Origin of the sequence: Bacteroides sp. BFG-606 (assembly GCF_024788145.1) — a bacterium.
In the GTDB taxonomy this organism is placed as follows: domain Bacteria; phylum Bacteroidota; class Bacteroidia; order Bacteroidales; family Bacteroidaceae; genus Bacteroides; species Bacteroides vicugnae.
The window spans coordinates 3,238,821-3,263,994 of sequence record NZ_JANUIL010000001.1; the positions used below are offsets into that span (position 1 = coordinate 3,238,821).

The following is a 25,174-nucleotide window of genomic DNA, read 5'->3' on the forward strand; positions in this document are numbered from 1 at the left end:
ATAGTTTTAATATCTTACTTTTCTATCAAATAATGTCGTAAAACATTGATTTTGTCATTTTACTCTTGTGTAATTTAAAACTTAGCCTCTCTTTCTGGTTACTTATTTTAAGTATATGGGACATGATTTTCTAAATTAGGTTGGACGATATTTATTTATTATTTCTTCAAAAGAGGTTATTGTTTCGTCTTTTAGAAATTCTTTAGCGAAAGGAAAACCGTCTATTGAATAATTGTGTTTACGTAGGTTCTGCAAATCAGCAATATAATTGTTGATATCTTCTTGATTGAGCATAAGCTGACGATCTTTTAAGAAATCATATGATATCCCATTCTTTTGGGCTTCAATCATCTTCATGTAGGCTGCTTCAAAACGATACAATTTGCGTACTCGGAGATGTACATTTTCACTATCGACTAAATGCGCCATGTCCATAAGTTTCTTTACTTCGTATTTGTTTACTGGTTTTCCTTGCGATCGTTCATATTCTCTAATCTTACGGGCCAGTTTTTCGCGTTCTGCACCTAAGCCTTCATTATATCCATTATCAATAATATTATCACGGAATTCATAAAACTCTTCAATAGATATTTCAATATAATCGAAAGGTTTATCAGGCGTATTTATATCTTCTTTGTATATTTCCCAATTAAAAATATGCACTTTACTATGTAGTTTTTTGTAATTGTTGAATAATGCAACAACGTAATCTGCAACTAATATTACGTAGGGACAATGTGGGGTTCGAGTCCCCAATATACCTGAATCTCCTTTAATAATACCATCTTTTACTCTAAAAATAACATATCCATAATCGCCTAGTTTTTCTTTCGAGTTTATAATTTCATTATACGAATGTATATTTTTATTTAATATATCGCGTAGGGCGAATTCGTCTTCTCCATCCATGAATATCCCCATATAGCCAATTGCCATTCGCCAGTAGACAGATAACCAGAATAAATAAGCTATACGTGGATTAATGTCATTTTTCAAACCTTTATAATATTCTCCATATGTGGTCTCTAATACTCCGAAACGATTTTCACATTGATAGCAAAAGATGTTGTCGTAACAAAGGAGATTGGTGTTTTTCTCTAATTCTTCATCTGTAATTTCATGTCCCAAATCTTCTGCTATTTTTTCAGGTGCAACCTGGCTACCATAATATATCGCATTGTCTTCGGGATTGTTTATATGATAGAGTTCCACTATTTCACGATCACGTTTTGTTTTTCCGTCAAATGAGAAAGTTACTGCTGTAAGTAAATTGGGCACCATATGACTTCCTGTTTTATCAGCTTCCCTTATTCGGCATAGTGCACATAGACTGTCATTGCGTGGAATTATACGAGATTTCATAATATATTATTTTTATTGTAAGAGGACTATTTACTGGAATAATAAAAGATACAATTGAATACTTTTTAAACTTCCATTATTATGTTTGTAAGTGTAATATTTCGTTTAGTTTATCTTCAATAATTTTTTTCTCATTACTACCAATAGTAGACAATCTCACCAATGGGATTCCGTACAACTCTAAGATACGATCCTTTTTAATATCACGTTCTGACTGACTCGTCCCCGATTTGTGGAATGTATAACCATCTGTCTCAATAGCCAATACCGGTTGTTTACTCACACGATTATAAATTAGAAAATCAATATGAGTGTTTATATTTGCAGCATATTTGCTTTCCTCTTCATTCAATAGAGAATAATCCTGAATCAACATATAGAGTGGTAAATGGCAAATGATATTCAAATGACGCATATTGATATTTTCTTTCAGGATATCTTCGAGTAAGGCAAATGTAAGATTCTCGGAATCGTATTCGGATATTTTTTTGTGCTTCTTCAAATAGGCAATTCGTGCATCTGTATATTGCTCATATAGGTAATCGAATATGGAATGAATCTTACTGGTGGAAACAGTGCCATTGTTATATTCGATATAAGCGATCAAATCGCTGATATTGCAGTCTTTGGGTTGTTCGTTTCCCGATACTACTAAATAAAATTGTGACTTAGCCCTCGAAACAGCAACATTGAGCAGGTTGGGATCGTCGGAAAAGGAAGTGATGACATCGTCGACAGTAGTCATAATGATAGCATCCTTTTCTCTTCCCTGAAATTTATGGACTGTTGCGACATCAATATCCTCTTCAAGTGCGGATTTTACTGCATCTACTTGTTTGTTGTATGGAGCTATGACGCCAATTTCATCTGTTTCATAAGATAGATTCGGTAGTACTTCCTCTTTGATAACATCTATTTCCCGTTGATTCATGTGACTGCGGGAGTGATTACCTTTGGCTGTCCGTATGGCACAAATGACATCCTCTTCTCCTTTATCACGTGTCATGATGACGAGATCTCCACCATAAAATTTCTGATTACAGAAGTTGATGATTCGAGGATGGCATCGATAATGTTCCCGTAACAAGGTCTGTGGTACATTCGGAATAACTTTGCAGATAGATTGCAAAAAACTCATATTGGCACAATCATATTCCGGCTTAATCAGGCAGGCATTAGCGATAAAGTTTAGCTTTTCCTTATCTTCTTCTGTGACTACATTGGGGAGTTGCATGGTGTCACCGACAATGATTGCATTTTTAGCACATGACAAGGCTAAAGCTCCGGTCTCAACGGAAACCTGCGACGCTTCGTCCATAATGATATAATCATATACGGCATCTCGTTGCAGACTGCTTAATGATGAAAAGGTCGTACTTAATATAATAGGGTATTCTTTTTGTACCTCTCGCCAATTATTTCTTAGATCAGGGAGCGTAAAGATGGGCTTGTCATGATTATTGCCATAGGTATGAAATAACTGATTCTTTAGATATTTCATTGATGTATCAGCCATTTGTCTAGCCATTTCTGCTGCATCTTTGTTGGCAAGTTCCTTTTCTAATGTGTCTATTTCAACTTCCAGTTCTGCGTACTTTGTTTGGTAGAATAAGATTTGAAAGTCGGCGATAATCAAACTCATCTCCCGTTTATAGAAACCTTTATCGGGGATTTTACAAATCGCTTTGCTCCTGAATTTAAAGAATAACCATTTCAACCGTTGAATAAAAGCTGCTATTCCCCGAGGACTTGATGATTGTTCTTTTTCTGCAAATTGCTGACATTCATTCCATAAATTCAGAAGGTCTGCCGAACTGGAACTCTTTCGTTGTTGGAGAGTAAATTTTTTTGTTCCGAACTCTTGCAGATAATGTTGCCACTCTATTTTTAAAGCTTGTATTTCCTGTCTTGCCATGGCAAGGCGTTCCTGTTTGGAAAATATGCTTTTGAGTTCTTCTGTCTGATGATGTATCTGATTGAGAAATTGAGGTTGGTCGGCATCCGCATCATGCCATGACTCAAAGTTCTCCGGATATTGTTTCTCCTCTTCTTGAGTCTCGATGAATTTCTCTTTGTTAGCTGTGCTGCCAAGCAATGCAACAATGAAGCCCATATCGTATTTGGATAACTTCTCAAGTACATTGACGATGGCGGAGTTATTATTAGATACTACCTGAACAGTCTTACCACGCACAAGGATATTGGCAATGATGTTCAGAATCGTTTGTGTCTTTCCGGTTCCCGGAGGTCCTTGCACAACACTGATTTGATTCTCAAAAGCTGCCTGGACTGCTTTTTGCTGGCTTGCATTACAACCGAAAGGAAAAATCAAGGTTGAGGCAGTCTGGGTCTGCATTTTATATTTTTGAGGATTCAGATATACAGCAATAGCTCTGTTGTTTGCGATGAAATGAATCTTTTCATATTGTTTTGCTAATAGCTTCGTTCCGTCATCAGCTTTCAATTCATTCGCATCGGCAACTTTCTTCAAATATTCGAATATGCTTTTCGAACGACTCTCTCCCAAGCATGATTCGATAATTTCTAAGTCCTTTTCTCTGTAATCATACTCTTTGCCATTCTGAAAACGAATGTGCCAATAGCAGCGTGATCCGGCTTTAAAAATAGATAAGGCTTTAATGTTTGATAAAGTTCTCCCTTTACTGATTATTTGATAATTATTGGGGTCCGGTTTGTCCGGATCAGTCAGCCAAAGGACATTTTCTTCTTTGTAAGTATACGCACTGGGAATATTCCGGAATATTATCTTATAGTTGCCATTATGATTCTGGCAGCTTTCTATTTCAGGAGTCTTGATTTGACCTTTTATAATAATCAGATTTTCGGAGGTATCTATCATAGGCTTGTGTGTAAATATAATAAGTCGTGCTGCTGTTCTTATTTATTATTTTGGATATAAAAGTAAGAATATTTTCCAGAATATCAAAACCAAAGTAGAAAAAACAGTGAATGACTTTATTCAGTTTTGTATTGTTATAAATATAGAGTGAGATTTGGTTTGGGGGTATTGAACGTGATAAAAGAGATTTGTTTTGCCAATGAAATCATTATCTTTGCAAGGTATATATTAATGAACGAGGAGGATATTATGCTTGCATATACATATATTGAACACGGAAAGTTTGAATTGCAGGAGAAGGCGAGACCGGAAATAAAGGATTCACGGGATGCAATCGTACGTGTAACACTTGGTAGCATCTGCACCAGTGATCTTCATATTAAACATGGCAGTGTGCCGTGTGCTGTGCCCGGAATAACTGTCGGGCATGAGATGGTAGGTGTGGTAGAACAAGTGGGGGCTGATGTCACTTCGGTGAAGCCTGATGACAGGGTGACTGTGAATGTCGAAACTTTCTGTGGTGAGTGCTTTTTCTGTAAGCATGGATATGTGAACAACTGTACTGACCCTAATGGCGGTTGGGCTTTAGGTTGTCGAATTGATGGCGGTCAGGCGGAATATGTTAGAGTTCCTTATGCGGATCAAGGTTTGAACCGTATTCCGGATACAGTGAGTGATGAACAAGCTTTGTTTGTCGGTGATGTGCTTGCAACAGGTTTTTGGGCAGCACGCATCTCGGAAATTACCGAGAAAGATACTGTTCTTATCATCGGTGCCGGACCTACCGGGATTTGTACTTTGTTGTGTGTGATGCTGAAGAAGCCAAAACGCATTATTATCTGTGAAAAGTCTCCAGAAAGAATTCGGTTTGTCCGCGAGCATTATCCTGATGTGTTGGTGACTGAACCGGAAAACTGCAAGGATTTTGTTTTCAAGAACAGTGACCATGGTGGTGCAGATGTTGTTTTGGAAGTGGCAGGGAGTGACGATTCTTTTTATTTGGCTTGGGATTGCGCCCGTCCTAATGCTATTGTCACGATTGTAGCCCTCTATGATAAACCACAGCTTCTTCCTTTACCTGATATGTATGGCAAGAATTTGATTTTCAAAACAGGGGGAGTGGATGGCTGCGACTGTGCCGAAATCCTTGCGCTGATTGAGGAAGGTAAAATTGATACTACTCCTCTTATTACGCACCGGTTTTCGTTGAATGAGATTGAGGAAGCTTACCGTATTTTCGAGAACAAGTTGGATGGGGTTATTAAAGTAGCTATATCAGGAAGTAAGTAAAAATAGAATTTGTGTATGAAGAATATACTGATAGTAAGTAATAATGATATGTGCCGCAGTCGTATGGCACAGGAAATTTTGAACTCCTTCGGTAGAGGGATGAAGATTAGTACTGCCGGTATTTTGGCTGGAAATTCTGTCCCTGACGTTGTTTGCCAAGTGATGGAACAAAATGGATATGACTTTTCGCGTAGAAAGCCCTGTGATGTTGCGACGTATGCTCAACAGACGTGGGATTATGTCATTACCCTTTGTCCGGAAGCGGAGGAAGTGCAAAAGGAAATGCAGGGTGTAGTGAGAAAATACGTTTCTTTCAACTTTACAGATCCCTTTCAGGGAGGAATTCATGTAGAAGATGAGCAGGAAGAACGGGTTAGGGCACTATATGACATCATGCATAAAGAACTGTATGAGTTCTTTCGAAGTGAATTGATGGAAAAATTATTGCCTCGCTGTTCCTGTGGCGCAAATACGTATTGTAGGTGTGAGTAGGAATATAAGTAAAATCATATATGTACATCATCCGGTGATGGTGGCAGATCTGTGTCATTTTGAACGCGAAGTTGCCAGAAAGCAATAGCGGATGCGGCGGCTACATTGAGAGAGTCGACACCGTTTGCCATAGGAATGCGGACTACATAGTCCGCTTCATTAATTGTTTCGTTTTGAAGACCGTCTCCCTCTGTTCCCATTACGATGGCTAACTTGGGTTCGGTTGCTAAGATAGGATTATCGATGGAGATTGATTTCTCCGTGAGTGCCATAGCGACTGTACGAAAACCCAGTTTGCGCAACTCATTGGGAGAACCGTCCAACCAAGTCCATGGTATCAGGAAGACAGAACCCATCGAAACTCTGACTGCACGTCGGTTCAACGGATCGCAGGAATTACGCGTCAATAATATAGCATCTATTCCCAAGGCGGCTGCGGAACGGAAGATGGCTCCGATATTAGTAGTGTCCACCACACCCTCAATGACTACGATCCGCCGGGCTTTCCGGCATACTTCTTCTACACTAGGTAGTGCCCGACGACGCATGGCACAGAGGACACCGCGCGTCAGTGTATATCCGGTCAATGTGGCAAGTAACTTTCTTTCACCAGTATAGACAGGTATATCACCACAACGTTCAATAATGCCAGCGGCATCACCAGTGATATGTTTCTGTTCACACAAGAGGGCTAAAGGCTCATAACCAGCATTCAGAGCTACATGGATAACTTTGGGACTTTCTGCAATAAACAATCCCTTATCAGGCTCGATACGATTGCGTAATTGAGCTTCGGTGAGGGTACTGAATATTTCTACTCCGGAGTCTGTTAAGGATGATATTTCTATAATAGGCATAGTGACTTCTTGAAATGATCTATTTTATTGCAGCGATGATAGCATGCACTTCTCTTACTTACCGATGCAAAAATGTTGAAAGATATTTTGAAGTACCATGTCATTCGTAACCTCACCCGCTATGTCCGAAATAAAGAAAATGCATTCACGTATATCTTGCGAAAGAAAATCCCCGGAAATCTGCGAATCAAGTCCGTTTTGTACTCTATGGATAGCTTCCAAAGCTTTATTTAAAGCTTCGTAATGTCTTACATTTGTTACAATAATATCATTCTGTGTCACTGTAGGCAAGTGTGCTGCATCAATAAGCATTTTTTGTAGCTCACTTGTATTCTCCCGTTGTTTGGCCGAGATGAAAATAGATTCCGTAGATTCTTTGGGGAAGTCTTTTAGTAAAGATAATAAATCCTCTTTCTGTTTGCCTTCAATCAAATCAGCCTTATTGAATACAACAATCAAATGTTTTCCTTCGCAACGTGGAATTATCTTCTCTGATAACTGTTCAATTTGAGAGGCGGCATTCACAGCATCTACCATCCAAAGGACAATCTCCGCCTGATCCAACTTCTGAAAAGTACGTTCAATACCCAAACTTTCAATCGTGTCATTGGTTTCCCGGATTCCGGCGGTATCAATGAACCGGAAAGTGATTCCTCCGATATTGACAGTATCTTCGATTACATCACGTGTTGTCCCGTGAATATCACTGACAATGGCTTTATCCTCATTCAATAATACATTCAGTAAAGTCGATTTTCCGGCATTTGTTTCACCGATGATAGCTACGGGAACACCATTCTTAATGGCGTTGCCGACACTAAATGAATGAGCCAACCGCGAAATGACCTGTTCAATTTCATCGGCCAGTTTCCTTAATGCCGAACGATCGGCAAATTCCACATCCTCTTCACTGAAATCCAACTCCAATTCGATCATGGAGGTGAAATTTAACAACTTGTTGCGTAGATCTGTCAGCTCTTTACTGAATCCACCCCGCATCTGGCTCATTGCCAATCGGTGAGTGGCAGCAGATGAAGAAGCAATCAAGTCCGCCACGGCTTCTGCCTGACTTAAATCCATCTTTCCATTGAGGAAAGCACGTTGCGTATATTCTCCCGGCTGGGCCATGCGGCAACCGTTCTTAATAAGCAACTGCATTACCTGTTGAAGAATATAAGTGGAACCATGACACGTGATTTCCGTGCTGTCTTCTCCCGTATACGAATGAGGAGCACGGAAAAGGCTGACGAGTACTTCATCAATCATCTCGTCTCCGTCATAAATACGCCCGAATGTCAAAGTATATGGTTTTTGTCCGCTCAATAATTTGCCTGCTTTGGCTGGCTTGAAGATGCTGCCGGTGATGGAAATAGCTTCCGGACCGGAAACACGGATGCTTCCGATAGCACCGCCTTGAGCGGTAGCGATGGCGCAGATAGTATCTTGAATCATTGTTTTTTCGTTTTGGATGAGCAAAGATAATTGTTTCTAAGTAAAAAACAGAAAAATGAGCACAACTTATACTTTATTTGTTTATATTTGCTGCCGTGCAGTGGTACACCAAACAAAATAAAACAATAATGCTTATGGAACCAGCGATCAATTTATATTCCTCCAATGAAAAGAGTGAACTCATACGGGAGAACTCACAAGAAATTCTATCTGTCCTTGCAGCTCATCAAATAGCTTTATGGGAGTATGATATCATTACAGGTAAATGCTCTTTTTCTGACGATTATTTCTCTACACTTGGACTGAAAAATGCCGGAGTTCTTTTTGAAGATATTGATAGTTTCTATCGGTTTGTTCATCCGGAAGATGCTGAAGCTTACAAACAGGCTTTTGCAGAGATGCTTTCATCAGACTCTAAGACTTCACAAATCAGAGTCCGTTGTATTGGTGAACAGGGGAAAGTGGTTTGGTTGGAAGATCATTTCTTGTCCTATAAAGAGAGTTGTGCAAGCCATCCGGGTAAAGTGCTGGCGTACACGGTGAATGTCACTTCACAGTGCGAAAAAGAGCAACATATCAAATATCTGGAAGAATATAACCGCAAAATTATTGAGGCACTGCCGGAATTCATTTTTATTTTTGATGATAATTTCTTTATTACCGATGTCCTGATGGCACCGGGGACGATTTTACTTCATCCGGTAGAAGTGTTACGCGGAGCAGACGGGCGATCTATTTATTCACCGGAGGTTAGTGACTTATTCCTCTGTAACATTCGCGAGTGTCTGCAAGACAGTCAGTTGAAAGAAATTGAATATCCGGTTGAAGTGGATGGGTGTGTACATTATTTTCAGGCGCGTATCGCCCCTTTTGAGGGGAACAGAGTGTTGGCGTTGATACATGATATTGGAGATCGGATTCAGCGTTCGCAGGAATTGATTGAAGCAAAACGTCGTGCAGAGGATGCTGATAAGATGAAGTCGGTTTTCCTGGCGAATATGAGCCATGAGATTCGTACCCCGTTGAATGCTATTGTTGGCTTTTCGGAGATTATTGCGGTGACGGAGGGTGAAGAAGAGAAAAGGGAGTATCTGGAGATTATCCAGAGAAATAGTAACCTGTTACTGCAGCTGATTAATGATATTTTAGACCTTTCCCGTATTGAATCCGGTAAATCGGAAATGCATTTCCAGCAGGTTGAGATTGCGGGGCTAGTGGAAGAAGTGGAAAAAGTGCACCAACTGAAGATGAAGTCGAATGTAGAATTGAAAGTGATTCGCCCCGAAGGAGAATACTGGACTTCTACCGATCGTAACCGTGTGATGCAAGTATTGTTCAACTTCTTGTCGAATGCGATTAAAAATACGGAAAAGGGAAGTATAACCTTAGGCTTGAAACATGAAGGACCCTGGCTGAAACTGTATGTCAGCGATACGGGTTGCGGTATATCCAAAGAGAAACTCCCGCAAATTTTTACCCGTTTTGAGAAGCTGAATGACTTTGTGCAGGGCACCGGATTAGGGCTTTCAATTTGTAAAAGCATTGTAGAACGGTTGGGCGGTCGCATCGAAGTAACTTCAGAGTTAGGGCAGGGGAGTATGTTTGCACTCTATTTGCCTTATCAGGAAATACCGAAGGAGGTTGTCGAAAGAAGGCTTCAGCATAAGAAGAATGTCGATGAGGATAAACGTAAGAATATATTAGTGGTAGAGGATATTGAATCGAATTTTGCTCAACTTAATATTCTTTTGAATAAGGAATATATTATTTCATGGGTGCGTAACGGACAGGAAGCCATTAATAGTTTCATCCGTGAAAAGCCGGATTTGATTCTGATGGATATCCGTATGCCGATCATGGACGGTATTCAAGCCACTGAAAAGATCCGTGCTATTTCCCTGACTGTACCTATTATTGCAGTGACCGCATATGCTTTCTATACTGAACAGCAACAGGCTATTCAGGCAGGATGTAACGCTGTTATCTCAAAGCCTTATTCTTTAGAGAGGTTAAAAGAGACGATAGAATCTTATATCGGATAATTAATTTTTTGAAAAAGAACTAACATTCAGGATGTTGTAGTGTTACTTGTCATATAGTAGTAACATTATAATATATTGGAATATGGAGAAAGTGAAAAAGATTGTCCTTATCGGGGCAAGTGGTTTTGTGGGTTCTGCGCTTCTGAATGAAGCTTTGAATCGTGGTTTCGAAGTTACGGCTGTGGTTCGTCATCCGGAAAAGATAAAGATAAAGAATGAAAATCTGAAAGTGGTGAAAGCCGATGTTTCTGTGCTTGATGAAGTGGTTGGCGTTTGTAAAGGTGCAGATGTTGTTATTAGTGCATTCAATCCGGGATGGAATAATCCTGATATATACGATGAAACGATTAAAGTCTATCTGACCATTATTGATGGAGTGAAGAAAGCTGGCGTCAATCGTTTTTTGATGGTTGGGGGTGCCGGTTCTTTGTTTATTGCTCCGGGCTTGCGTCTGATGGATTCCGGTGAAGTACCTGAAAATATATTGCCGGGAGTGAAAGCTTTAGGAGAGTTCTATCTGAACTTTTTAAAGAAAGAAAAAGAAATAGACTGGGTGTTTTTCTCTCCGGCGGCAGATATGCGTCCGGGAGTCCGTACAGGGCGTTACCGGCTGGGAAAAGATGATATGATTGTAGATGTCGTAGGCAACAGCCATATCTCTGTGGAAGATTATGCCGCCGCCATGATCGATGAGTTGGAATATCCGAAACATCATCAGGAGAGATTTACGATTGGTTATTGATAAAATAACAAATCAAAAATAGCTGTGTAATATAATGATGCTATATTGAAAAGATGTAAATGATAAAAAATGGCTTGAATCTATACGTTATCAGTGGAAGATTCAAGCCATTATCTATTTTTCGATGGCAGTTTTGTTCTTTCGATTACAATTTAATCCTTTTGGATATAGATGATTTATATTCTGTCAAGTACTGTCTTAATCAGCGTATCGATTGTATTCTTATATCCGGTGTTGGCTTCTTTGATAAGTCGGTTGGCTATCACCATGCAGACGGTCATTGCTTTATGTCCCATCAACCGGCTAAGTCCTGCCAAAGCCGAACTTTCCATTTCGAAGTTGGTGATTTTGTAACTTTTATATTCGAATGTCTCAATCTTATCATTCTGTTTCGGGTCTGCTAACGGGATACGAAGTTCACGTCCTTGAGGACCGAAGAAACCTCCGGCAGCGATTGTCACTCCACGTACCATGTCATCTTTGGCAATCCGGTCAATCAATTCTTCACTGGCATCAATGACATAAGGAGCGGGAGCACACATATTTCCCGACCAACCCATGTGATTGAGGAAGGCACGTTCGAAAGGTAAATCGCATACGGCATTACGTCCGGCATAGAAATTCAGTAATCCGTCGAAACCAATGGACTTTTGTGAACAGACAAAAGTCCCGACAGGAGTATTGGGCTGCAGACCGCCACATGTGCCGATACGCACTAATTCCAGTTGGCGGAACTGATCCTTTTCTTCGCGGGTGACAAAGTCGATATTGGCGAGTGCATCCAATTCATTCATCACGATGTCGATGTTATCGCAACCGATTCCGGTAGAGACTACCGTAATCCGTTTACCTTTATAAGTACCCGTGATGGTTTTGAATTCGCGGCTTTCCACTTCACATTCTTTGTTTTCGAAATGAGAAGCTACGAGTGCTACACGTCCGGGGTCACCTACCAGAATTACTTTGTCTGCCAACCATTCGGGTTTTACGTGAAGATGGAATACTGAACCGTCTTCATTGATTATCAATTCAGAGGATGGAAAGTACTTTTTCATGTTATTGAAGGGTTTTAGTTTTATAATAGGATTGTATCTATAAATAGAAACGCCGGAACCGGATTTAAGTTCAGAAGAAGCCTCTATCTTTTTCTTTTGGAAAAGTGGAGTACGTCTTGCAACTGAAATGAAATCGGATTCCGGCGTTTGTAATAGATTATTTGCTCAATGGCTGGTTGCCTGTATTGCCTGTTGTAGGCTTGGCGATATTCTCACGCATTGAAGTATCAGCTTCGATATTCTTCATGCGATAATAATCCATGATGCCTAAGTTTCCACTGCGGAAAGCTTCAGCCATTGCTTTAGGAACTTCAGCTTCTGCTTCGATCACTTTGGCACGGGCTTCCTGTGCTTTTGCTTTCATTTCCTGTTCGGAAGCTACTGCCATAGCACGGCGCTCTTCGGCTTTTGCCTGTGCGATGTTCTTGTCTGCATTAGCCTGGTCAATTTGCAGGGCCGCACCGATGTTCTTACCTATGTCGATGTCCGCAATATCAATAGATAGGATCTCGAAAGCAGTTCCTGCGTCCAGACCTTTGCGAAGTACCAGTTTAGAAATAGAATCCGGATTTTCCAATACCGATTTATGATTTTCAGAAGAACCGATAGACGAAACGATACCTTCGCCTACGCGGGCAAGAATTGTGTCTTCACCTGCACCGCCGACCAACTGTTTGATACTGGCACGTACTGTTACTCTGGCTTTAGCTATTAACTGAATACCATCTTTGGCAACAGCCGTAACGGGAGGGGTGTCAATCACTTTAGGATTTACGGACATCTGCACTGCTTCGAATACATCACGTCCTGCAAGGTCGATGGCAGTGGCCATTTGAAACGATAATTCTATATTTGCCTTTGATGCGGATACTAAGGCATGGACTACTTTTTCCACATGTCCTCCCGCCAGGTAATGGGCTTCCAGTTCGTCACGGGTAATGTTTTTTAATCCGGCTTTGTGAGCCTCGATCATTCCCGGCACAATGATATATGGCGGAACATTACGTATACGCATCAGGAATAGTTGTATCAACGAGATGTTGACACCAGATACTTTGGCCGACAACCATAAAAAGAACGGCACATAATGGAAAAATAGTATTAGGAAAATAATACCTCCAACAATCAGAAGGATAGGTAAGTACAGAGATGTTTCCATTGATAATTTGTATTAAGTGAATATTATTCTTTGCGTTTCTCAACCATGATTGTACCGTCGGTAATACGGTTTACAATAATCGGAGTCTTCTCATTGAGGAATCCGTCCATAGACTTTACTTCCACAATTTTTCCGTTTATCTCGGCATAACCGATTTGTGCCAGACGTGTAGTACTGATTCCTGTGTCACCCGCTTTGACGCTATCTTCTGCGCTACGGTCTACTTTTGAATCAATATCCTTTTTCAACGCCAGTTTATCCAGCATTTTCGATCGCATAAACCAGATCAGAGATCCGATGCAGGCAACCGCTGATATGCCAAGAGTGACGAATCCTCCTGCCATACCTAATTTGTCGAACGCATAGTAGTTGGCATACAGGATGCAAACCAATGCAGAAATTCCGGCCAGGCTAATGCCTGGGATGACGAACAGTTCTACCAAAAACAGTATGACTGCGGCAATAATGAGAACGGCGATAATGAGTATATCCATAGTTCAGAGTTATTATTTATTTTGTTTTTTCTGCATTACGTACATTCACTTCGAGAGCATCCAGTTCTTCGGACATTTGCAATATCCGCTTTTCAAGGTCGAGAATGGCAGGAACCATTTTGGCTTTTCCCTGTTGGTTGGCACCGGCATATTGTTGTCGAAGGCTGTTCAGCTTTTCTTCTTGTTGATAATAGTCTTTTTCCATCTGCTGATAGCGTTGGAAAAGTGTCTTGGCTTTTGCGGATTTAAAGTCGCTCATCAGATAGTAAGTCGTATGGTCGTCAATGACAAACTCAAAATCCATGGCACGGCGTTCTTTGGGCTTATGACTGATAGCAGCTTCCAATCGTTGCAGTGCTTCGGTAACCGCTTGTTTATCCTTCCAGGTTTCTTTCAGCGAATGAATCTGCGCCAGACGAATGATCTGTTGCTGCTCCATTGCTTCATAATTATAAGTCTGTTTGGAAGTGTTAGGAATGAATACATAAATACATACCTTTCCTTCCGGTTGGAAACGGTCGGAAGCAAACCATCCGAGGTTGTTGTATTCATCAATGACATACATATAATCGTTGTACGGCGAGTTGAACGGCATACCCACATTTTCCGGAACAAGATAAGTGTCGGTATTCGTGTTGTAGCGAGTGACAAAAATATCATAGCCACCCAGTCCCTCGCCATCGCTGGCGTAATAAACGGTGACTCCGTCCGATAGGACAAACGGATAATTCGCATTGCCGGAAGCATTGATACTACCCGGTAACGGGCGTCCGTCACTCCATTCATTCAACAATTTATTCTTTGAGAAGATGTCAAGATTACCTTTCTCACCCTTTTCGCTATAATAAATTTTATTTCCGATTTCTGTTTCATAAACAGTTCCCGGATGATCTCCTTCTGTCTTGAAGAACTCATTGAAAGTAAACAGCTTGCCCGATTCTTCGCTAATCTTGTAAGCGTTCAGGAAAGTCGCCTTGTCCACAACGAAGCTGTCGATGATGCACACATCTTCAACTCCCTTCAACATACGGAGGTCGGATTTACTTTTCTCCAGAAGCTTTTCCGCTTCTTCCGTCGATTTTTTACGTTTACTTAAATCTGCGATATATTCCTCAAAGCAGTTCACAGCGTCTTCAAAGCGGTACGTCTCATTATATGCTTGTCCCAAATAGAGTTGTCCACCGGTGATACGTTTCTTTACTGCTATTTCAAGAGGTTTCACCGCCTCTTCCGCTTCTCCGGTTTTCAGGCAACATACGCCATACCAATAATTATAATTCCCGTTCGACGGTTGTGATTTAGCATACTTCTTAAAAACTGGTTTGGCTTGTTCGTACTCACCTTTGGTAAATAAGGTGCGTGCCTGTTCCAACGTTTGTGCAGAGACTTCGCAAAGGAAGAGGCTGCAAATTAAAAATAGAATATATTTTCCTTTCATCGTTTTGAGCGTTTATGAGTGACGGGTAGATTGAAAACATTGCTGCTTTCGGGCACCGGTCTATTTATCAATTGTTCAAAAGTACAAATTTATTAGAAATAAACCCTTTTTCAGTGATTCTATTATGTTAATTCTTCTTTAAATCATTCTTTTCGCTTACTTTTGCAGCCGATTTTCAAAGATATGACACAATTTACGGAAGAAGAGAAAACCATTCGCCGCATTGAACGGCGGTTTAGCAAAGGAGTGGTGCAATATGGATTGATAGAAGAAGGAGACAAAATCCTTATCGGACTGTCGGGAGGAAAAGATTCGTTGGCGCTTGTGGAACTGTTGGGGAGACGCGCACGTATCTATAAACCTCGCTTTTCTGTCGTTGCCGTCCATGTAGTGATGAAGAATATTCCTTATCAGAGTGATACTGAATATTTGAAAGCGCACTGTGAAGCGTATGGAGTTCCCTTTGTGCAGTATGAGACTGCCTTTGATCCTGCTACCGACACACGTAAATCTCCCTGTTTCCTCTGTTCATGGAACCGTCGGAAAGCCTTGTTCACAGTTGCCAAGGAACACGGATGCAATAAAATCGCTCTCGGTCACCATATGGATGATATTTTGGAAACTTTATTGATGAATATCACTTATCAGGGAGCTTTCAGTACAATGCCGCCCCGGTTGGTGATGAAGAAGTTTGATATGACAATTATTCGTCCGATGTGTTTGGTTCATGAAGCCGATTTGGTAGAATTGGCGGCTTTGCGTCATTATCAGAAGCAAGTGAAGAATTGTCCTTATGAATCGCAGTCCAGCCGGAGTGATATGAAAGGAATTTTACGGCAGTTGGAAGCGATGAACCCGGAAGCTCGTTATAGCCTTTGGGGTAGCATGACTAATGTACAGGAGGAATTATTACCAGATAAAATAGATTAATTTGAATAGATTGTTATGAAAGGATTCTATACCATTTTGTTGCTGATCGTATCTAATGTCTTTATGACATTCGCTTGGTACGGACATTTAAAGATGAAACAGGAGTACAGTTGGTTTGCGGCTCTTCCGCTGATCGGTGTGATTGCGTTCAGCTGGGCGATCGCCTTTTTTGAATATTCCTGTCAGATACCGGCCAATCGTATTGGCTTTATAGGTAATGGAGGCCCGTTTTCATTGATGCAACTAAAAGTCATTCAAGAGGTAATAACACTTGTTATTTTTACAGTGTTCACTACCATCTTTTTTAAAGGTGAGGCTTTACATTGGAATCATCTGGCTGCATTTGTTTGTTTAATTGCTGCGGTGTATTTCGTGTTTATGAAATAGATATTGCCAATTGAATAGAGGCTCTGTTTTACTCAAGTAGAACCTCTATTTTATACAAGCAGAGGCTCTATTAATGTCCAATAGAGCCTCTGCTTGTATAAAATATATATTATTATGGAGTAGCTATGTATTTTTTCATTCCTTCCGTGTAGAAAGTCTTGAACTCTCCATTTTCTCCGCTATAAATAAAGTAGGCGTCAATCGTTGTATCCGCTTTGCAGAAAGCTTCCGCTTCTTCCAGTCCCATCACCATGAAGGCGGTGGCAAGGGCGTCGGCAGTCATACAGTCTTTGGCGATTACCGTAGAGGACAAGATGTTGTGTTGTACCGGATAGCCAGTTCTGGGGTCAATCGTATGGGCGTATTTCTTCCCATCCTTGTAATAATAGTTACGATAGTTTCCGGAAGTAGCCAAGCCTAAATCTGTTATCTCAAGAATTGTCTGTAAGTCTTGGTTTACGGCCAGTGAATCGTCGACGGGCTTATTGATTCCAATGCGCCATAAGCCTTTGGAAGGATTTTTCCCTTTCACTACCACCTCGCCGCCTATATCTACCATATAGTTTTTTATTCCCTTACGGTCGAGCAGTTGTGCGATTACGTCTACCGAATACCCTTTGGCGACGGCACTACAACTTAACATAGTGCGAGGATCCTGTTTGATGACTTTGCCGTTATCCATTTTCACTTTTTCATATCCGGTGATTTGTAACAGACTGTCTATCATTAATGAATCAGGAAAAGCACCTTTTTTGAAACCGAATCCCCAAGCATTGGCAAGAGGGGCCACTGTAATGTCGAAAGCACCCTTTGTCTCGTGGGAAATTTCCATCGAGCGGTTGAAACATTTCTGGAAAAAACTATCAGTCACCAGCTCTTCATTGCGGTTGACGCGACTGATAACAGAACTGTCATTGAATGGAGATAAAGATTGGTCGAAGCGTTTCAGTTCAGCTTCTATTTCCGGTTTTAAATCACCGTCATGCTGATAAGTAATTTTATACACTGTCCCAAATACCAAACCTTTGACACTATAATAGCCAACTTGTTGATTATGTCTGACTAATATCCAGATAGTTGCCAAAATCAGGAAAGCCAGCCAAAGGAAACTTTTCTTTGTTTTCATACGCTCTTCTATTTGATGAGAAAACTCGTTTTATTGAAGAAATAAATGTTCAATTAATATCTTTAGTCCGATAATGACTAGAATGATACCTCCCCATAACTCCGCTTTTAGTTTCCGGGCGATGCCGCAGCCACATTGGATACCAAAGATCAGCCCGATGAGCGACATGGCGAAAGATACAAATCCGATGATAAGGATAGGAGAGATGATTTCTGTATAGTCCTGCACTCCTAAACAAGCAAAGGAGATACCGACTGCCAATGCATCAATACTTGTGGCTATTGCCATCGTCAATACCACTTTCGGATTTGCCGGATTGAACAGTTTACAACATTCTTCTTCTTTGAAAGATTCTAAAATCATTCGTCCGCCTAAGAAGGCAAGGATCGCGAAAGCAATCCAATGGTCTACACTTTCTATAAGATGACTGAATGTCTTTGCACACATCCATCCGATAAATGGCATGATTGCCTGAAAAAGGCCGAAAGCAAAAGCCATGACTAGCATGGGTTTCCATCGGGTACGTTTCAAAATAATACCGCTTGCAATTGAGACAGCGAAACAATCCATCGCCAGACCTATTGCAAGCAGCCAAATCTCTAGTCCTGTCATTGTATTCTAAAGAGGCAATTTATAAATAAGGGAATAAGTGATTCCCATGTTACTCGATTTAAATTTTCCGTAACCGGGCACGTACCATGGGTCTCCATATTCTCCGGTAGATGCTTTGGTTTTGTATTTCATACGTACTGACCACCCCATGTTGAAGTTTTTGTAAATACGTACTTTGACGCCTAAAACGATTTCCAGCCATTGCACCGATCCTTTCATGCCCAGATGGCTGAATGGCACACTTCCTCCCCAATAACCGTCTTCCAAACTCGGGTTGCTTATCGCATCTCCCCAGATAGGATCGTCTGCCGGCATCGTGGAAACATCATATTTAAATGAACTGAATGCATAGCGAAGTCCTGCATACAAGTAGCTGTTCTTCTCTTTTTTCTTTGCCATGGTGTTGTAATCCACGCCGATTCGGAAGAATGGAGCCATTTTGCTTTTGTAGTGTATGCCTGTTTCGCTCCAGGTATCTGTTCCTCCCATACCAAACTCAATGGTAGGGATGAATTTGTTCTTGAGGTTAACGGCTACACTGACTTCGGAACTCATAAAGTCACCTCCCAGCAGCTTGCTTCCAATACCATATAAATCCACACCGACATACGTACCATTGTAAAGCGGAATGGTATCTATCTCGGCAACCTCTTTTTTCTTCTGGTCTCTTTTAGGCGTTTGCGCCGGACGTTGCTGTTGTGCCAGCAACGGAAGCCCAATGCAAAAGAGTAGAAGCAGACTAATTAGTCGTTTCATCAGGTGTGCGTTCTGGCCGATAATTATAGAATATCTGCAAGTTCTCGATTTCATTTGTATTGGCTTCTTTATTTTTTATATGAAGAGAATCTATCTGGTCCGGCTGCCCGTTGCCAGAGGGGGGAGGGTTGCCCGGTCTTCCCGGTTTTCCAAATTTAGCGCTGATTATATTTTGTTTCATCATATAACCACATTCCATGGACTGGAAATAAGGGGTATTCTGTTGTACAATGTATAATGTGTCAACATCTTTTTCTCTACGTTTGGGATCGTATCTGAATATGAACACAGTAGTGTCACTTGTGTATCGTAGTGGCAGCATCAGGGTATGCACATTCTTTTCATTGTTCAGGATGATAGAGTCAGTGCCCAATGCTGTGATTGTTAATGAATCAAGCGTGTCTTTTAATGCAACAGTAGGATTATCCGGATCAATGGTATATATTGTGCAGTACATCATCGGACGTCCTGCCAATGAGCAATCGTTCTCATCCGAGCAGGCACTATGTAAGCTGACTGCACCGCCAATGATAGTCAATATGAGAAAGATGCGAATTAAATTCTTCATAGTCAGTTTATTGAATGTGAATCAAATTTTCTTTTCTATCTGATAGTTATTCCGTTCCGGTGCATTGCGCGAGATGAGTTCGCCAAGGAATCCGGCTAAGAATAATTGCGTACCTATAATCATTGCCGTAAGTGACAAATAGAAATAGGGAGAGTCGGTCACCAGTCGGTAAGGGAGACCGTTGGACATGGCGTATAGTTTACTGGCGCCTACAATGATGACAGAAATCATACCGATCAGGAACATCAATGATCCCAGCAGTCCGAAGAAATGCATCGGTTTAACTCCGAATTTGGAAAGGAACCACAAGGAAATCAAATCCAGATATCCGTTTACAAAGCGGTTTAGTCCGAATTTAGTTGTTCCATATTTGCGTGCCTGATGGTGTACCGCCTTTTCACCGATTTTCTTGAATCCGGCATTCTTTGCCAGATAGGGGATGTAACGGTGCATCTCGCCATAGACTTCGATATGTTTTACAACGTCTTTTCGATATGCTTTCAGACCACAGTTGAAGTCGTGCAGGTTTTTGATGCCTGATACTTTGCGGGCGGTAGCATTAAACAACTTGGTGGGCAGTGTCTTTGAAATAGGATCATATCTCTTTTGCTTCCAGCCGGATACCAGGTCATAGCCATCCTTTGTAATCATCCGGTAAAGTTCGGGGATTTCATCCGGGCTATCTTGCAGGTCGGCATCCATCGTTATGACTACATTTCCTTCCGCTTCAGCGAATCCACAGTAGAGTGCAGGTGATTTACCGTAGTTACGGCGGAATTTGATACCTTTTACATGTTCCGATTGAGCTTTAAGCTTTTCGATCACTTCCCATGAATGGTCGGTACTTCCATCGTTTACGAAAATCACTTCGAATGAGAATCCGTTGGCTTGCATTACCCGTTCTATCCAAGCATAGAGTTCGGGTAGTGACTCTTCTTCATTGAATAATGGGATTACAACTGATATATCCATTTTTTAATTACTAATTACTTACGAATTACAAATTACGATTGAGACACTCCGTCATTTTCCGGTTTGGCCTTTTTCATTACCATCAATGCGGTGGGAATGGCCAGGATGCTTCCCCAAAATACATCCCATGACAATAGTTGCATGGTGATATTGATGGAAGTAAGTGAACGGGCGGTATCTATCGTTTCTTTTATAACTTCTTTGTTTTCTATCAGAGCCGGGGTGTTGGTCATCAGTTCGTCCCACAACTGGATGTAAGAGTTGATGATAAATCCATGATCGATGAATTGGAAATAGGCGTAGTGGGCCACAGCTACCAGCAGAGAAGCAAACATATACATAAATATGGTAAAGAGCATGGCATGCGAAAATTGGATACTTCCCCCGCAAATCTTATCCCGGTACATTTTCGCATAGTGATATCCGATGAAAGGTACGGACAATGTCAGGATTACAAATAAAAGCGAAAGGAAAGGTATGTGGAATCCCAACGGAAATAATATGAACTTCAATATCCAGTAGATTCCCATATACGTGCCAAAATGCATGGCATATTTTTGTAAATAGCTTCTGTTCTCTGTCATCTTCATTTATAAATTGCGCACAAAGGTACAAATAATATCGGTTGGTAGGGGAAATCTGGTTGTTAAAGTTAATAAAGCAGAGGAAGTTGCTGTCTGAATATTTTTTTGCAATTTTAATTGCCTGAAATGTAGCCTGTTAGTCTTTTATTAGTAAAAAAGTTGTCTGCAGCTATTGCAGAATACATAAAAATGTCTACCTTTGCAACCGCAAAACGGGTAAGTCCTATACGGCCAGCTCCCTTCGAATCCTCCAGGGCTTGATCGCAGCAAAGGTAGTTGGTTGTAGCGGCGCGATATAGATAGCTTACCCACCCGCCTCTTTAGCTCAGTTGGCCAGAGCACGTGATTTGTAATCTCGGGGTCGTTGGTTCGAATCCGACAAGAGGCTCAAAAAAGGATATATAACAAATCCAAGAAAAAAGCATTCAGGTATTAGTCTGGATGCTTTTTTTTATATATTTTGCATATTATCGAAATACGCAGTTCCCTAATTGTTGTAATATTCCATTTTTAAGAAAAGCAAATATTTATAGTTTCTTTTTGATTCATCATTGTTATTCATTCTTGTATATTATGCTCCGGATAGGACCTGAGTAAAAGCATCACATTGGATAAATGGCGTTGCAATATTCCATGAAGTTGCTTGATGATATTTATATTCCCGGAGAGAAAAACGATGAATTGCAGTTGAGAGGCAATTTCCTGATTCGTTTGTTTGCGTTCTTTACTTTCGATGTTGTTTTGCATTAGATAAATGCCTAATGCTTTCTGGATATCGCCTATTCCCTTATCCCATTCATGTTCGCCAAGTGTTTGGATGAAAGTACAATATTGCTTGAGCTTTTTGCTTAGCTTTTTTAAACTGTTGTATTCGGCGTCAATGGGAGGATTAATGTGCGCAGAGCGTATTATGTTTGACATCTGCAAATAATACGTTTTCATTCCATTTTCAGAATTGAATGTAGTCAGGATATACTGTTTCGTAGCTTCTGAAACCTCTTCCTGTAAGTCTTTTAATTGACTGTTTTCCATAATCATTAGAATTTAAAAGATGAATAATTAGATTGATGGGAGAGGAAGAAGTGCTAATAAAGAAGCGGTTTCGCCTGTCCCATTGTCTAACATACCGACGGCAGGTTTAGAGGTGCATTAACACTCTCTATGGGGGTACGAAACCGCCCATATAAGAGTTCACATACGAACATAAAAATGCTCGCTGCGATAGTAGGCAGGTTTCCCCACCGTCTGTTAATATGTTAGACGTTGCAAATGTAGCCTTATTAATTCAATTCGCAAAATATTGGAGATATTTATTGATGCTTAGTGAAGCTAGTTTTCTTACAATGCAAAAAGATTTAGTGAATGGTTAATATGTAAAAATCCCCGGATAATCAAATTGTCCGGGGATGGATTATTCAAGTAAGAGAATATTGAATTATTTAATTCTCTTGTAACCATATACAGCCAAATCTCCCAGTTCTTCTTCGATACGGAGTAACTGGTTGTATTTCGCCATACGGTCGGAACGGCTCAAAGAACCGGTTTTGATCTGTCCGCTGTTGGTAGCTACTGCGATGTCTGCAATAGTAGCATCTTCCGTTTCACCCGAACGGTGAGAAGTAACAGTAGTGTATCCATGACGGTGAGCCATTTCGATAGCGTTCAGTGTTTCTGTCAGCGAACCGATTTGGTTTACTTTAATCAGGATAGAGTTGGCACAGCCTTTTTCGATACCCATTGCAAGGAAATCTACGTTGGTTACGAACAGGTCGTCACCTACCAGCTGGCAACGGTTGCCGATGCGTTCAGTCAGCTTTTTCCAGCCTTCCCAGTCGTTTTCGTTCATACCGTCTTCGATAGAGTCGATAGGGAATTTGTTGATTAGTTCTTCCAGGTAGTCAACTTGTTCTGCGGAAGTGCGTTTCTTACCTTTTTCACCTTCAAACTTGGTATAATCGTAAATACCATCGTGGTAGAATTCGGAAGCAGCACAGTCCATGCCGATCATTACGTCCTTGCCCGGTTCGTATCCTGCTGCTTTGATAGCGGCCATAATAGAGTTCAAAGCATCTTCCGTACCTTCCAGGTTAGGAGCGAAACCACCTTCGTCACCTACGGCAGTGCTAAGGCCACGGTCTTTCAAAACCTTCTTCAAGGCATGGAATACTTCGGCGCCCATACGCAAACCTTCTCTGAAAGAAGGAGCACCTACGGGGCGGATCATAAATTCCTGAAATGCGATCGGAGCATCACTATGTGAACCGCCATTGATGATGTTCATCATCGGTACAGGCATTACATACGTATTTGTTCCACCGATATAGCGATATAGAGGAAGGTCCAGATAGTTGGCAGCAGCTTTGGCTACGGCAAGAGATACACCAAGAATAGCGTTAGCACCTAAATTAGATTTAGTCTTAGTGCCGTCCAATGCCAGCATTGCGTAGTCGATACCTCTCTGATTGAGTGAAGACATACCAATCAGCTTCGGAGCGATGATTTTATTTACATTATCAACCGCTTTTTGTACTCCTTTTCCACCATAGCGCTGTTTGTCACCATCGCGAAGCTCCAATGCTTCGTGTTCACCTGTGGAAGCACCCGACGGCACAGAGGCACGTCCCATAATGCCGGATTCCAATACTACGTCAACTTCTACTGTGGGGTTACCTCTTGAATCGAGAATTTCTCGAGCTACAATTTTTTCAATTTTCATCGTTTCTATTGTTTTTGAATAAAATTTCTGCAAAAGTACGGACTTGACGGGGAGTGAGAAATCACTATAAATAGGTATTCTTTTTGTGCCTATTCCCTATATGTCGTTAGTCCGACCTTATATTATAACAACGGGACGATGCTTTTTGTTTGAGTGCGAAGGGGTGAATTTGCAGGATTTTAATCTTCGATAATAACCCCTAACAATGGAAGCAAATCCATTGCTTGCAGGGAAGTGATGACAGCCCCTTTCAGATCACTGATGTTAAGCGTGATTCCGCTGATACGGGAAGTGCGCAAATCTATTCCACGAAGCGGAGCATGTGAAAAATCGGCTTCCACGAGATCACAACTCTCAAATGCGACGGATGAAAAACGGCAGTCGTTCAGACTTCCGTTGCGGAGCTGGCTGTGTGCAAAACGTACCTGGTTCATTTTACTCATAGCCAGATTGATATAACCTGCGTTGCAGTCATGCAGCAAGACGTGATTCATCGTTGTTTCCGATAAATTGGTACCCAATAGTTTGCAGGAAATGAATTCTACCCGGTAAAGAGAACTTTCAGCGAAAGAAATGTTGGATAAGTCGCAGTTCTCAAACCTGACATCGGTCAGCTGGGAGGAACGGAATTTACATTCGCTGAATGTCTGATGCTGAAAGGTGCAGTTTTTGAAACTTTTATAAGATTTGTCGATGCCTTCTTCTTTTCCTTTGCAGAATAAAAGATGAGAGACGGTTTCTTCTCTGTCGAGCCATTCCTGTAGGGTAGTAGTACTGACTTCCTGCTCTTCCATCATGGGAGGAACAACGCGGACGGGTTTGGTTGGGTTTCTTTTAATCATAAATATGTCAGTATGTTATGTTTTTATCATTTCCATTTCAGAATAATTTTGTAAGTGCATGCCCAAGGTATAACATAACAAATCCTAAAAACAAGCTAAGAGTAACATAAAGCGAGAGATAGAAGAAATTATCATTTTTAATTAGTTGAAAGTTCTCATTCATGAACGTTGAAAAGGTGGTGAATCCTCCGCAGAACCCTACAGTAAGAAACATTCTTAGATTGGAGTTCATCAGATTCCCTCGTTCGAAGAGTCCATAAAACAGACCGATGGCAAAACAACCGAGTACGTTGACCAGAAAGGTTCCTAAAGGAAAGGAAGTGATCTGATAATTCTGTGCATAGCGTGAGATGAGGTAACGTAGTATGCCTCCAGTGAAACTTCCCATGCCGATAAATAATAAAGTTTTGAGCATTAGCTGACAATTTAAGAGTTATA

The 25,174-nt window shown here is 41.0% G+C and carries 24 protein-coding genes and 1 tRNA gene; 7 read left to right on the top strand and 18 right to left on the bottom strand.

The genetic code is table 11. The features are described from left to right. Positions 1–135: 135 nt before the first annotated feature. Positions 136–1,362 carry a hypothetical protein gene (locus NXV01_RS11820; RefSeq protein WP_259022519.1) on the bottom strand — a complete coding sequence of 409 codons (1,227 nt, stop codon included), beginning with the start codon at positions 1,360–1,362 and terminating at the stop codon, positions 136–138. Positions 1,363–1,441: 79 nt separating this feature from the next. Continuing rightward, positions 1,442–4,222 carry an AAA domain-containing protein gene (locus NXV01_RS11825; protein ID WP_259022520.1) on the bottom strand — a complete coding sequence of 927 codons (2,781 nt, stop codon included), beginning with the start codon at positions 4,220–4,222 and terminating at the stop codon, positions 1,442–1,444. Positions 4,223–4,471: 249 nt separating this feature from the next. On the opposite strand from NXV01_RS11825, the gene NXV01_RS11830 reads away from it, so the two are divergent. Together NXV01_RS11830 and NXV01_RS11835 are read left to right on the top strand one after the other, a co-directional pair. After that, positions 4,472–5,512, top strand: a complete 1,041-nt coding sequence (locus NXV01_RS11830) for an alcohol dehydrogenase (RefSeq protein WP_409012953.1) — start codon at positions 4,472–4,474, stop codon at positions 5,510–5,512. Between the two features lie 15 nt (positions 5,513–5,527). Continuing rightward, the gene (locus tag NXV01_RS11835; protein WP_004302014.1) at positions 5,528–6,004 is read left to right on the top strand and encodes a low molecular weight phosphatase family protein; all 477 of its coding nucleotides are present in this window, start codon (positions 5,528–5,530) and stop codon (positions 6,002–6,004) included. 14 nt (positions 6,005–6,018) lie between these two features. Here NXV01_RS11835 and NXV01_RS11840 read toward each other — a convergent pair whose 3' ends face one another. Both NXV01_RS11840 and mnmE read right to left on the bottom strand, forming a co-directional pair. Further along, positions 6,019–6,861 carry an RNA methyltransferase gene (locus NXV01_RS11840; protein ID WP_148364508.1) on the bottom strand — a complete coding sequence of 281 codons (843 nt, stop codon included), beginning with the start codon at positions 6,859–6,861 and terminating at the stop codon, positions 6,019–6,021. Positions 6,862–6,915: 54 nt separating this feature from the next. Continuing rightward, a complete protein-coding gene (gene mnmE, locus NXV01_RS11845; protein ID WP_148364515.1) occupies positions 6,916–8,313 on the bottom strand; it encodes a tRNA uridine-5-carboxymethylaminomethyl(34) synthesis GTPase MnmE in 1,398 nt (465 codons plus the stop codon). A 134-nt stretch (positions 8,314–8,447) separates the two neighbouring features. On the opposite strand from mnmE, the gene NXV01_RS11850 reads away from it, so the two are divergent. Both NXV01_RS11850 and NXV01_RS11855 read left to right on the top strand, forming a co-directional pair. Next, positions 8,448–10,355: a PAS domain-containing hybrid sensor histidine kinase/response regulator gene (locus tag NXV01_RS11850; protein ID WP_148364516.1), complete on the top strand. Its 1,908-nt coding sequence runs from the start codon at positions 8,448–8,450 to the stop codon at positions 10,353–10,355. Between the two features lie 82 nt (positions 10,356–10,437). Further along, entirely contained in the window at positions 10,438–11,097 is a 660-nt protein-coding gene (locus tag NXV01_RS11855; RefSeq protein ID WP_217723400.1) for an NAD(P)-dependent oxidoreductase, read from the top strand. Between the two features lie 176 nt (positions 11,098–11,273). On the opposite strand, the gene NXV01_RS11860 is transcribed toward NXV01_RS11855, so the two are convergent. The 4 genes from NXV01_RS11860 to NXV01_RS11875 form a co-directional block, all read right to left on the bottom strand. Then, complete coding sequence (locus NXV01_RS11860; protein WP_148364518.1) at positions 11,274–12,152, bottom strand: nucleoside phosphorylase; 879 nt, start codon at positions 12,150–12,152, stop codon at positions 11,274–11,276. 157 nt (positions 12,153–12,309) lie between these two features. Next, positions 12,310–13,311 (bottom strand): flotillin-like protein FloA, encoded by a 1,002-nt coding sequence (floA, locus tag NXV01_RS11865; protein ID WP_143258399.1) that lies wholly within the window; start codon positions 13,309–13,311, stop codon positions 12,310–12,312. 23 nt (positions 13,312–13,334) lie between these two features. Beyond that, positions 13,335–13,805 carry an NfeD family protein gene (locus tag NXV01_RS11870; RefSeq protein WP_148364519.1) on the bottom strand — a complete coding sequence of 157 codons (471 nt, stop codon included), beginning with the start codon at positions 13,803–13,805 and terminating at the stop codon, positions 13,335–13,337. A 16-nt stretch (positions 13,806–13,821) separates the two neighbouring features. After that, entirely contained in the window at positions 13,822–15,243 is a 1,422-nt protein-coding gene (locus NXV01_RS11875) for a tetratricopeptide repeat protein (RefSeq protein WP_259022524.1), read from the bottom strand. A 183-nt stretch (positions 15,244–15,426) separates the two neighbouring features. On the opposite strand from NXV01_RS11875, the gene NXV01_RS11880 reads away from it, so the two are divergent. Together NXV01_RS11880 and NXV01_RS11885 are read left to right on the top strand one after the other, a co-directional pair. Next, positions 15,427–16,173 carry an ATP-binding protein gene (locus NXV01_RS11880; protein ID WP_074708048.1) on the top strand — a complete coding sequence of 249 codons (747 nt, stop codon included), beginning with the start codon at positions 15,427–15,429 and terminating at the stop codon, positions 16,171–16,173. A gap of 15 nt (positions 16,174–16,188) precedes the next feature. Further along, the gene (locus NXV01_RS11885) at positions 16,189–16,560 is read left to right on the top strand and encodes a DMT family protein (RefSeq protein ID WP_004304892.1); all 372 of its coding nucleotides are present in this window, start codon (positions 16,189–16,191) and stop codon (positions 16,558–16,560) included. Positions 16,561–16,672: 112 nt separating this feature from the next. On the opposite strand, the gene NXV01_RS11890 is transcribed toward NXV01_RS11885, so the two are convergent. The 6 genes from NXV01_RS11890 to NXV01_RS11915 are packed head-to-tail and all read right to left on the bottom strand — an operon-like array spanning position 16,673 to position 21,184. Further along, positions 16,673–17,686: an FAD:protein FMN transferase gene (locus NXV01_RS11890; protein WP_195649225.1), complete on the bottom strand. Its 1,014-nt coding sequence runs from the start codon at positions 17,684–17,686 to the stop codon at positions 16,673–16,675. Between the two features lie 30 nt (positions 17,687–17,716). Beyond that, positions 17,717–18,298 carry a manganese efflux pump MntP family protein gene (locus tag NXV01_RS11895; RefSeq protein ID WP_195358501.1) on the bottom strand — a complete coding sequence of 194 codons (582 nt, stop codon included), beginning with the start codon at positions 18,296–18,298 and terminating at the stop codon, positions 17,717–17,719. A 6-nt stretch (positions 18,299–18,304) separates the two neighbouring features. Then, positions 18,305–19,054 (bottom strand): DUF6048 family protein, encoded by a 750-nt coding sequence (locus NXV01_RS11900; RefSeq protein WP_234133337.1) that lies wholly within the window; start codon positions 19,052–19,054, stop codon positions 18,305–18,307. Next, positions 19,038–19,622 carry a DUF6452 family protein gene (locus tag NXV01_RS11905; RefSeq protein ID WP_195358499.1) on the bottom strand — a complete coding sequence of 195 codons (585 nt, stop codon included), beginning with the start codon at positions 19,620–19,622 and terminating at the stop codon, positions 19,038–19,040. Before NXV01_RS11905 ends, NXV01_RS11900 begins: the two co-directional genes overlap by 17 nt. 21 nt (positions 19,623–19,643) lie before the next feature. Beyond that, a complete protein-coding gene (locus NXV01_RS11910; RefSeq protein WP_148364525.1) occupies positions 19,644–20,594 on the bottom strand; it encodes a glycosyltransferase family 2 protein in 951 nt (316 codons plus the stop codon). Between the two features lie 32 nt (positions 20,595–20,626). Next, complete coding sequence (locus NXV01_RS11915; protein ID WP_015532571.1) at positions 20,627–21,184, bottom strand: DUF4199 domain-containing protein; 558 nt, start codon at positions 21,182–21,184, stop codon at positions 20,627–20,629. A 308-nt stretch (positions 21,185–21,492) separates the two neighbouring features. Between NXV01_RS11915 and NXV01_RS11920 the strand changes: the two genes are divergently transcribed. Further along, positions 21,493–21,566 (top strand) — tRNA-Thr (locus tag NXV01_RS11920). Between the two features lie 170 nt (positions 21,567–21,736). Here NXV01_RS11920 and NXV01_RS11925 read toward each other — a convergent pair. The 4 genes from NXV01_RS11925 to crcB all read right to left on the bottom strand — a co-directional run bounded on the left by NXV01_RS11925 (position 21,737) and on the right by crcB (position 25,151). Next, on the bottom strand, positions 21,737–22,210 hold the full coding sequence (locus NXV01_RS11925) for a hypothetical protein (protein WP_259022525.1): 474 nt from the start codon (positions 22,208–22,210) through the stop codon (positions 21,737–21,739). 403 nt (positions 22,211–22,613) lie between these two features. After that, positions 22,614–23,894, bottom strand: a complete 1,281-nt coding sequence (eno, locus tag NXV01_RS11930; protein ID WP_148364527.1) for a phosphopyruvate hydratase — start codon at positions 23,892–23,894, stop codon at positions 22,614–22,616. Positions 23,895–24,073: 179 nt separating this feature from the next. Further along, positions 24,074–24,736 (bottom strand): pentapeptide repeat-containing protein, encoded by a 663-nt coding sequence (locus tag NXV01_RS11935; protein WP_009000687.1) that lies wholly within the window; start codon positions 24,734–24,736, stop codon positions 24,074–24,076. Between the two features lie 37 nt (positions 24,737–24,773). Next, positions 24,774–25,151, bottom strand: a complete 378-nt coding sequence (crcB, locus tag NXV01_RS11940; RefSeq protein ID WP_217723377.1) for a fluoride efflux transporter CrcB — start codon at positions 25,149–25,151, stop codon at positions 24,774–24,776. Between the last annotated feature and the right edge of the window lie 23 nt (positions 25,152–25,174).

Bases quoted from the DNA above. Each gene is read 5' to 3' on its own strand.
- NXV01_RS11820 (WP_259022519.1), bottom strand. From the start codon at position 1,362: ATGAAATCTCGTATAATTCCACGCAATGACAGTCTATGTGCACTATGC.
- NXV01_RS11825 (WP_259022520.1), bottom strand. From the start codon at position 4,222: ATGATAGATACCTCCGAAAATCTGATTATTATAAAAGGTCAAATCAAG.
- NXV01_RS11830 (WP_409012953.1), top strand. From the start codon at position 4,472: ATGCTTGCATATACATATATTGAACACGGAAAGTTTGAATTGCAGGAG.
- NXV01_RS11835 (WP_004302014.1), top strand. From the start codon at position 5,528: ATGAAGAATATACTGATAGTAAGTAATAATGATATGTGCCGCAGTCGT.
- NXV01_RS11840 (WP_148364508.1), bottom strand. From the start codon at position 6,861: ATGCCTATTATAGAAATATCATCCTTAACAGACTCCGGAGTAGAAATA.
- mnmE (WP_148364515.1), bottom strand. From the start codon at position 8,313: ATGATTCAAGATACTATCTGCGCCATCGCTACCGCTCAAGGCGGTGCT.
- NXV01_RS11850 (WP_148364516.1), top strand. From the start codon at position 8,448: ATGGAACCAGCGATCAATTTATATTCCTCCAATGAAAAGAGTGAACTC.
- NXV01_RS11855 (WP_217723400.1), top strand. From the start codon at position 10,438: ATGGAGAAAGTGAAAAAGATTGTCCTTATCGGGGCAAGTGGTTTTGTG.
- NXV01_RS11860 (WP_148364518.1), bottom strand. From the start codon at position 12,152: ATGAAAAAGTACTTTCCATCCTCTGAATTGATAATCAATGAAGACGGT.
- floA (WP_143258399.1), bottom strand. From the start codon at position 13,311: ATGGAAACATCTCTGTACTTACCTATCCTTCTGATTGTTGGAGGTATT.
- NXV01_RS11870 (WP_148364519.1), bottom strand. From the start codon at position 13,805: ATGGATATACTCATTATCGCCGTTCTCATTATTGCCGCAGTCATACTG.
- NXV01_RS11875 (WP_259022524.1), bottom strand. From the start codon at position 15,243: ATGAAAGGAAAATATATTCTATTTTTAATTTGCAGCCTCTTCCTTTGC.
- NXV01_RS11880 (WP_074708048.1), top strand. From the start codon at position 15,427: ATGACACAATTTACGGAAGAAGAGAAAACCATTCGCCGCATTGAACGG.
- NXV01_RS11885 (WP_004304892.1), top strand. From the start codon at position 16,189: ATGAAAGGATTCTATACCATTTTGTTGCTGATCGTATCTAATGTCTTT.
- NXV01_RS11890 (WP_195649225.1), bottom strand. From the start codon at position 17,686: ATGAAAACAAAGAAAAGTTTCCTTTGGCTGGCTTTCCTGATTTTGGCA.
- NXV01_RS11895 (WP_195358501.1), bottom strand. From the start codon at position 18,298: ATGACAGGACTAGAGATTTGGCTGCTTGCAATAGGTCTGGCGATGGAT.
- NXV01_RS11900 (WP_234133337.1), bottom strand. From the start codon at position 19,054: ATGAAACGACTAATTAGTCTGCTTCTACTCTTTTGCATTGGGCTTCCG.
- NXV01_RS11905 (WP_195358499.1), bottom strand. From the start codon at position 19,622: ATGAAGAATTTAATTCGCATCTTTCTCATATTGACTATCATTGGCGGT.
- NXV01_RS11910 (WP_148364525.1), bottom strand. From the start codon at position 20,594: ATGGATATATCAGTTGTAATCCCATTATTCAATGAAGAAGAGTCACTA.
- NXV01_RS11915 (WP_015532571.1), bottom strand. From the start codon at position 21,184: ATGAAGATGACAGAGAACAGAAGCTATTTACAAAAATATGCCATGCAT.
- NXV01_RS11925 (WP_259022525.1), bottom strand. From the start codon at position 22,210: ATGGAAAACAGTCAATTAAAAGACTTACAGGAAGAGGTTTCAGAAGCT.
- eno (WP_148364527.1), bottom strand. From the start codon at position 23,894: ATGAAAATTGAAAAAATTGTAGCTCGAGAAATTCTCGATTCAAGAGGT.
- NXV01_RS11935 (WP_009000687.1), bottom strand. From the start codon at position 24,736: ATGATTAAAAGAAACCCAACCAAACCCGTCCGCGTTGTTCCTCCCATG.
- crcB (WP_217723377.1), bottom strand. From the start codon at position 25,151: ATGCTCAAAACTTTATTATTTATCGGCATGGGAAGTTTCACTGGAGGC.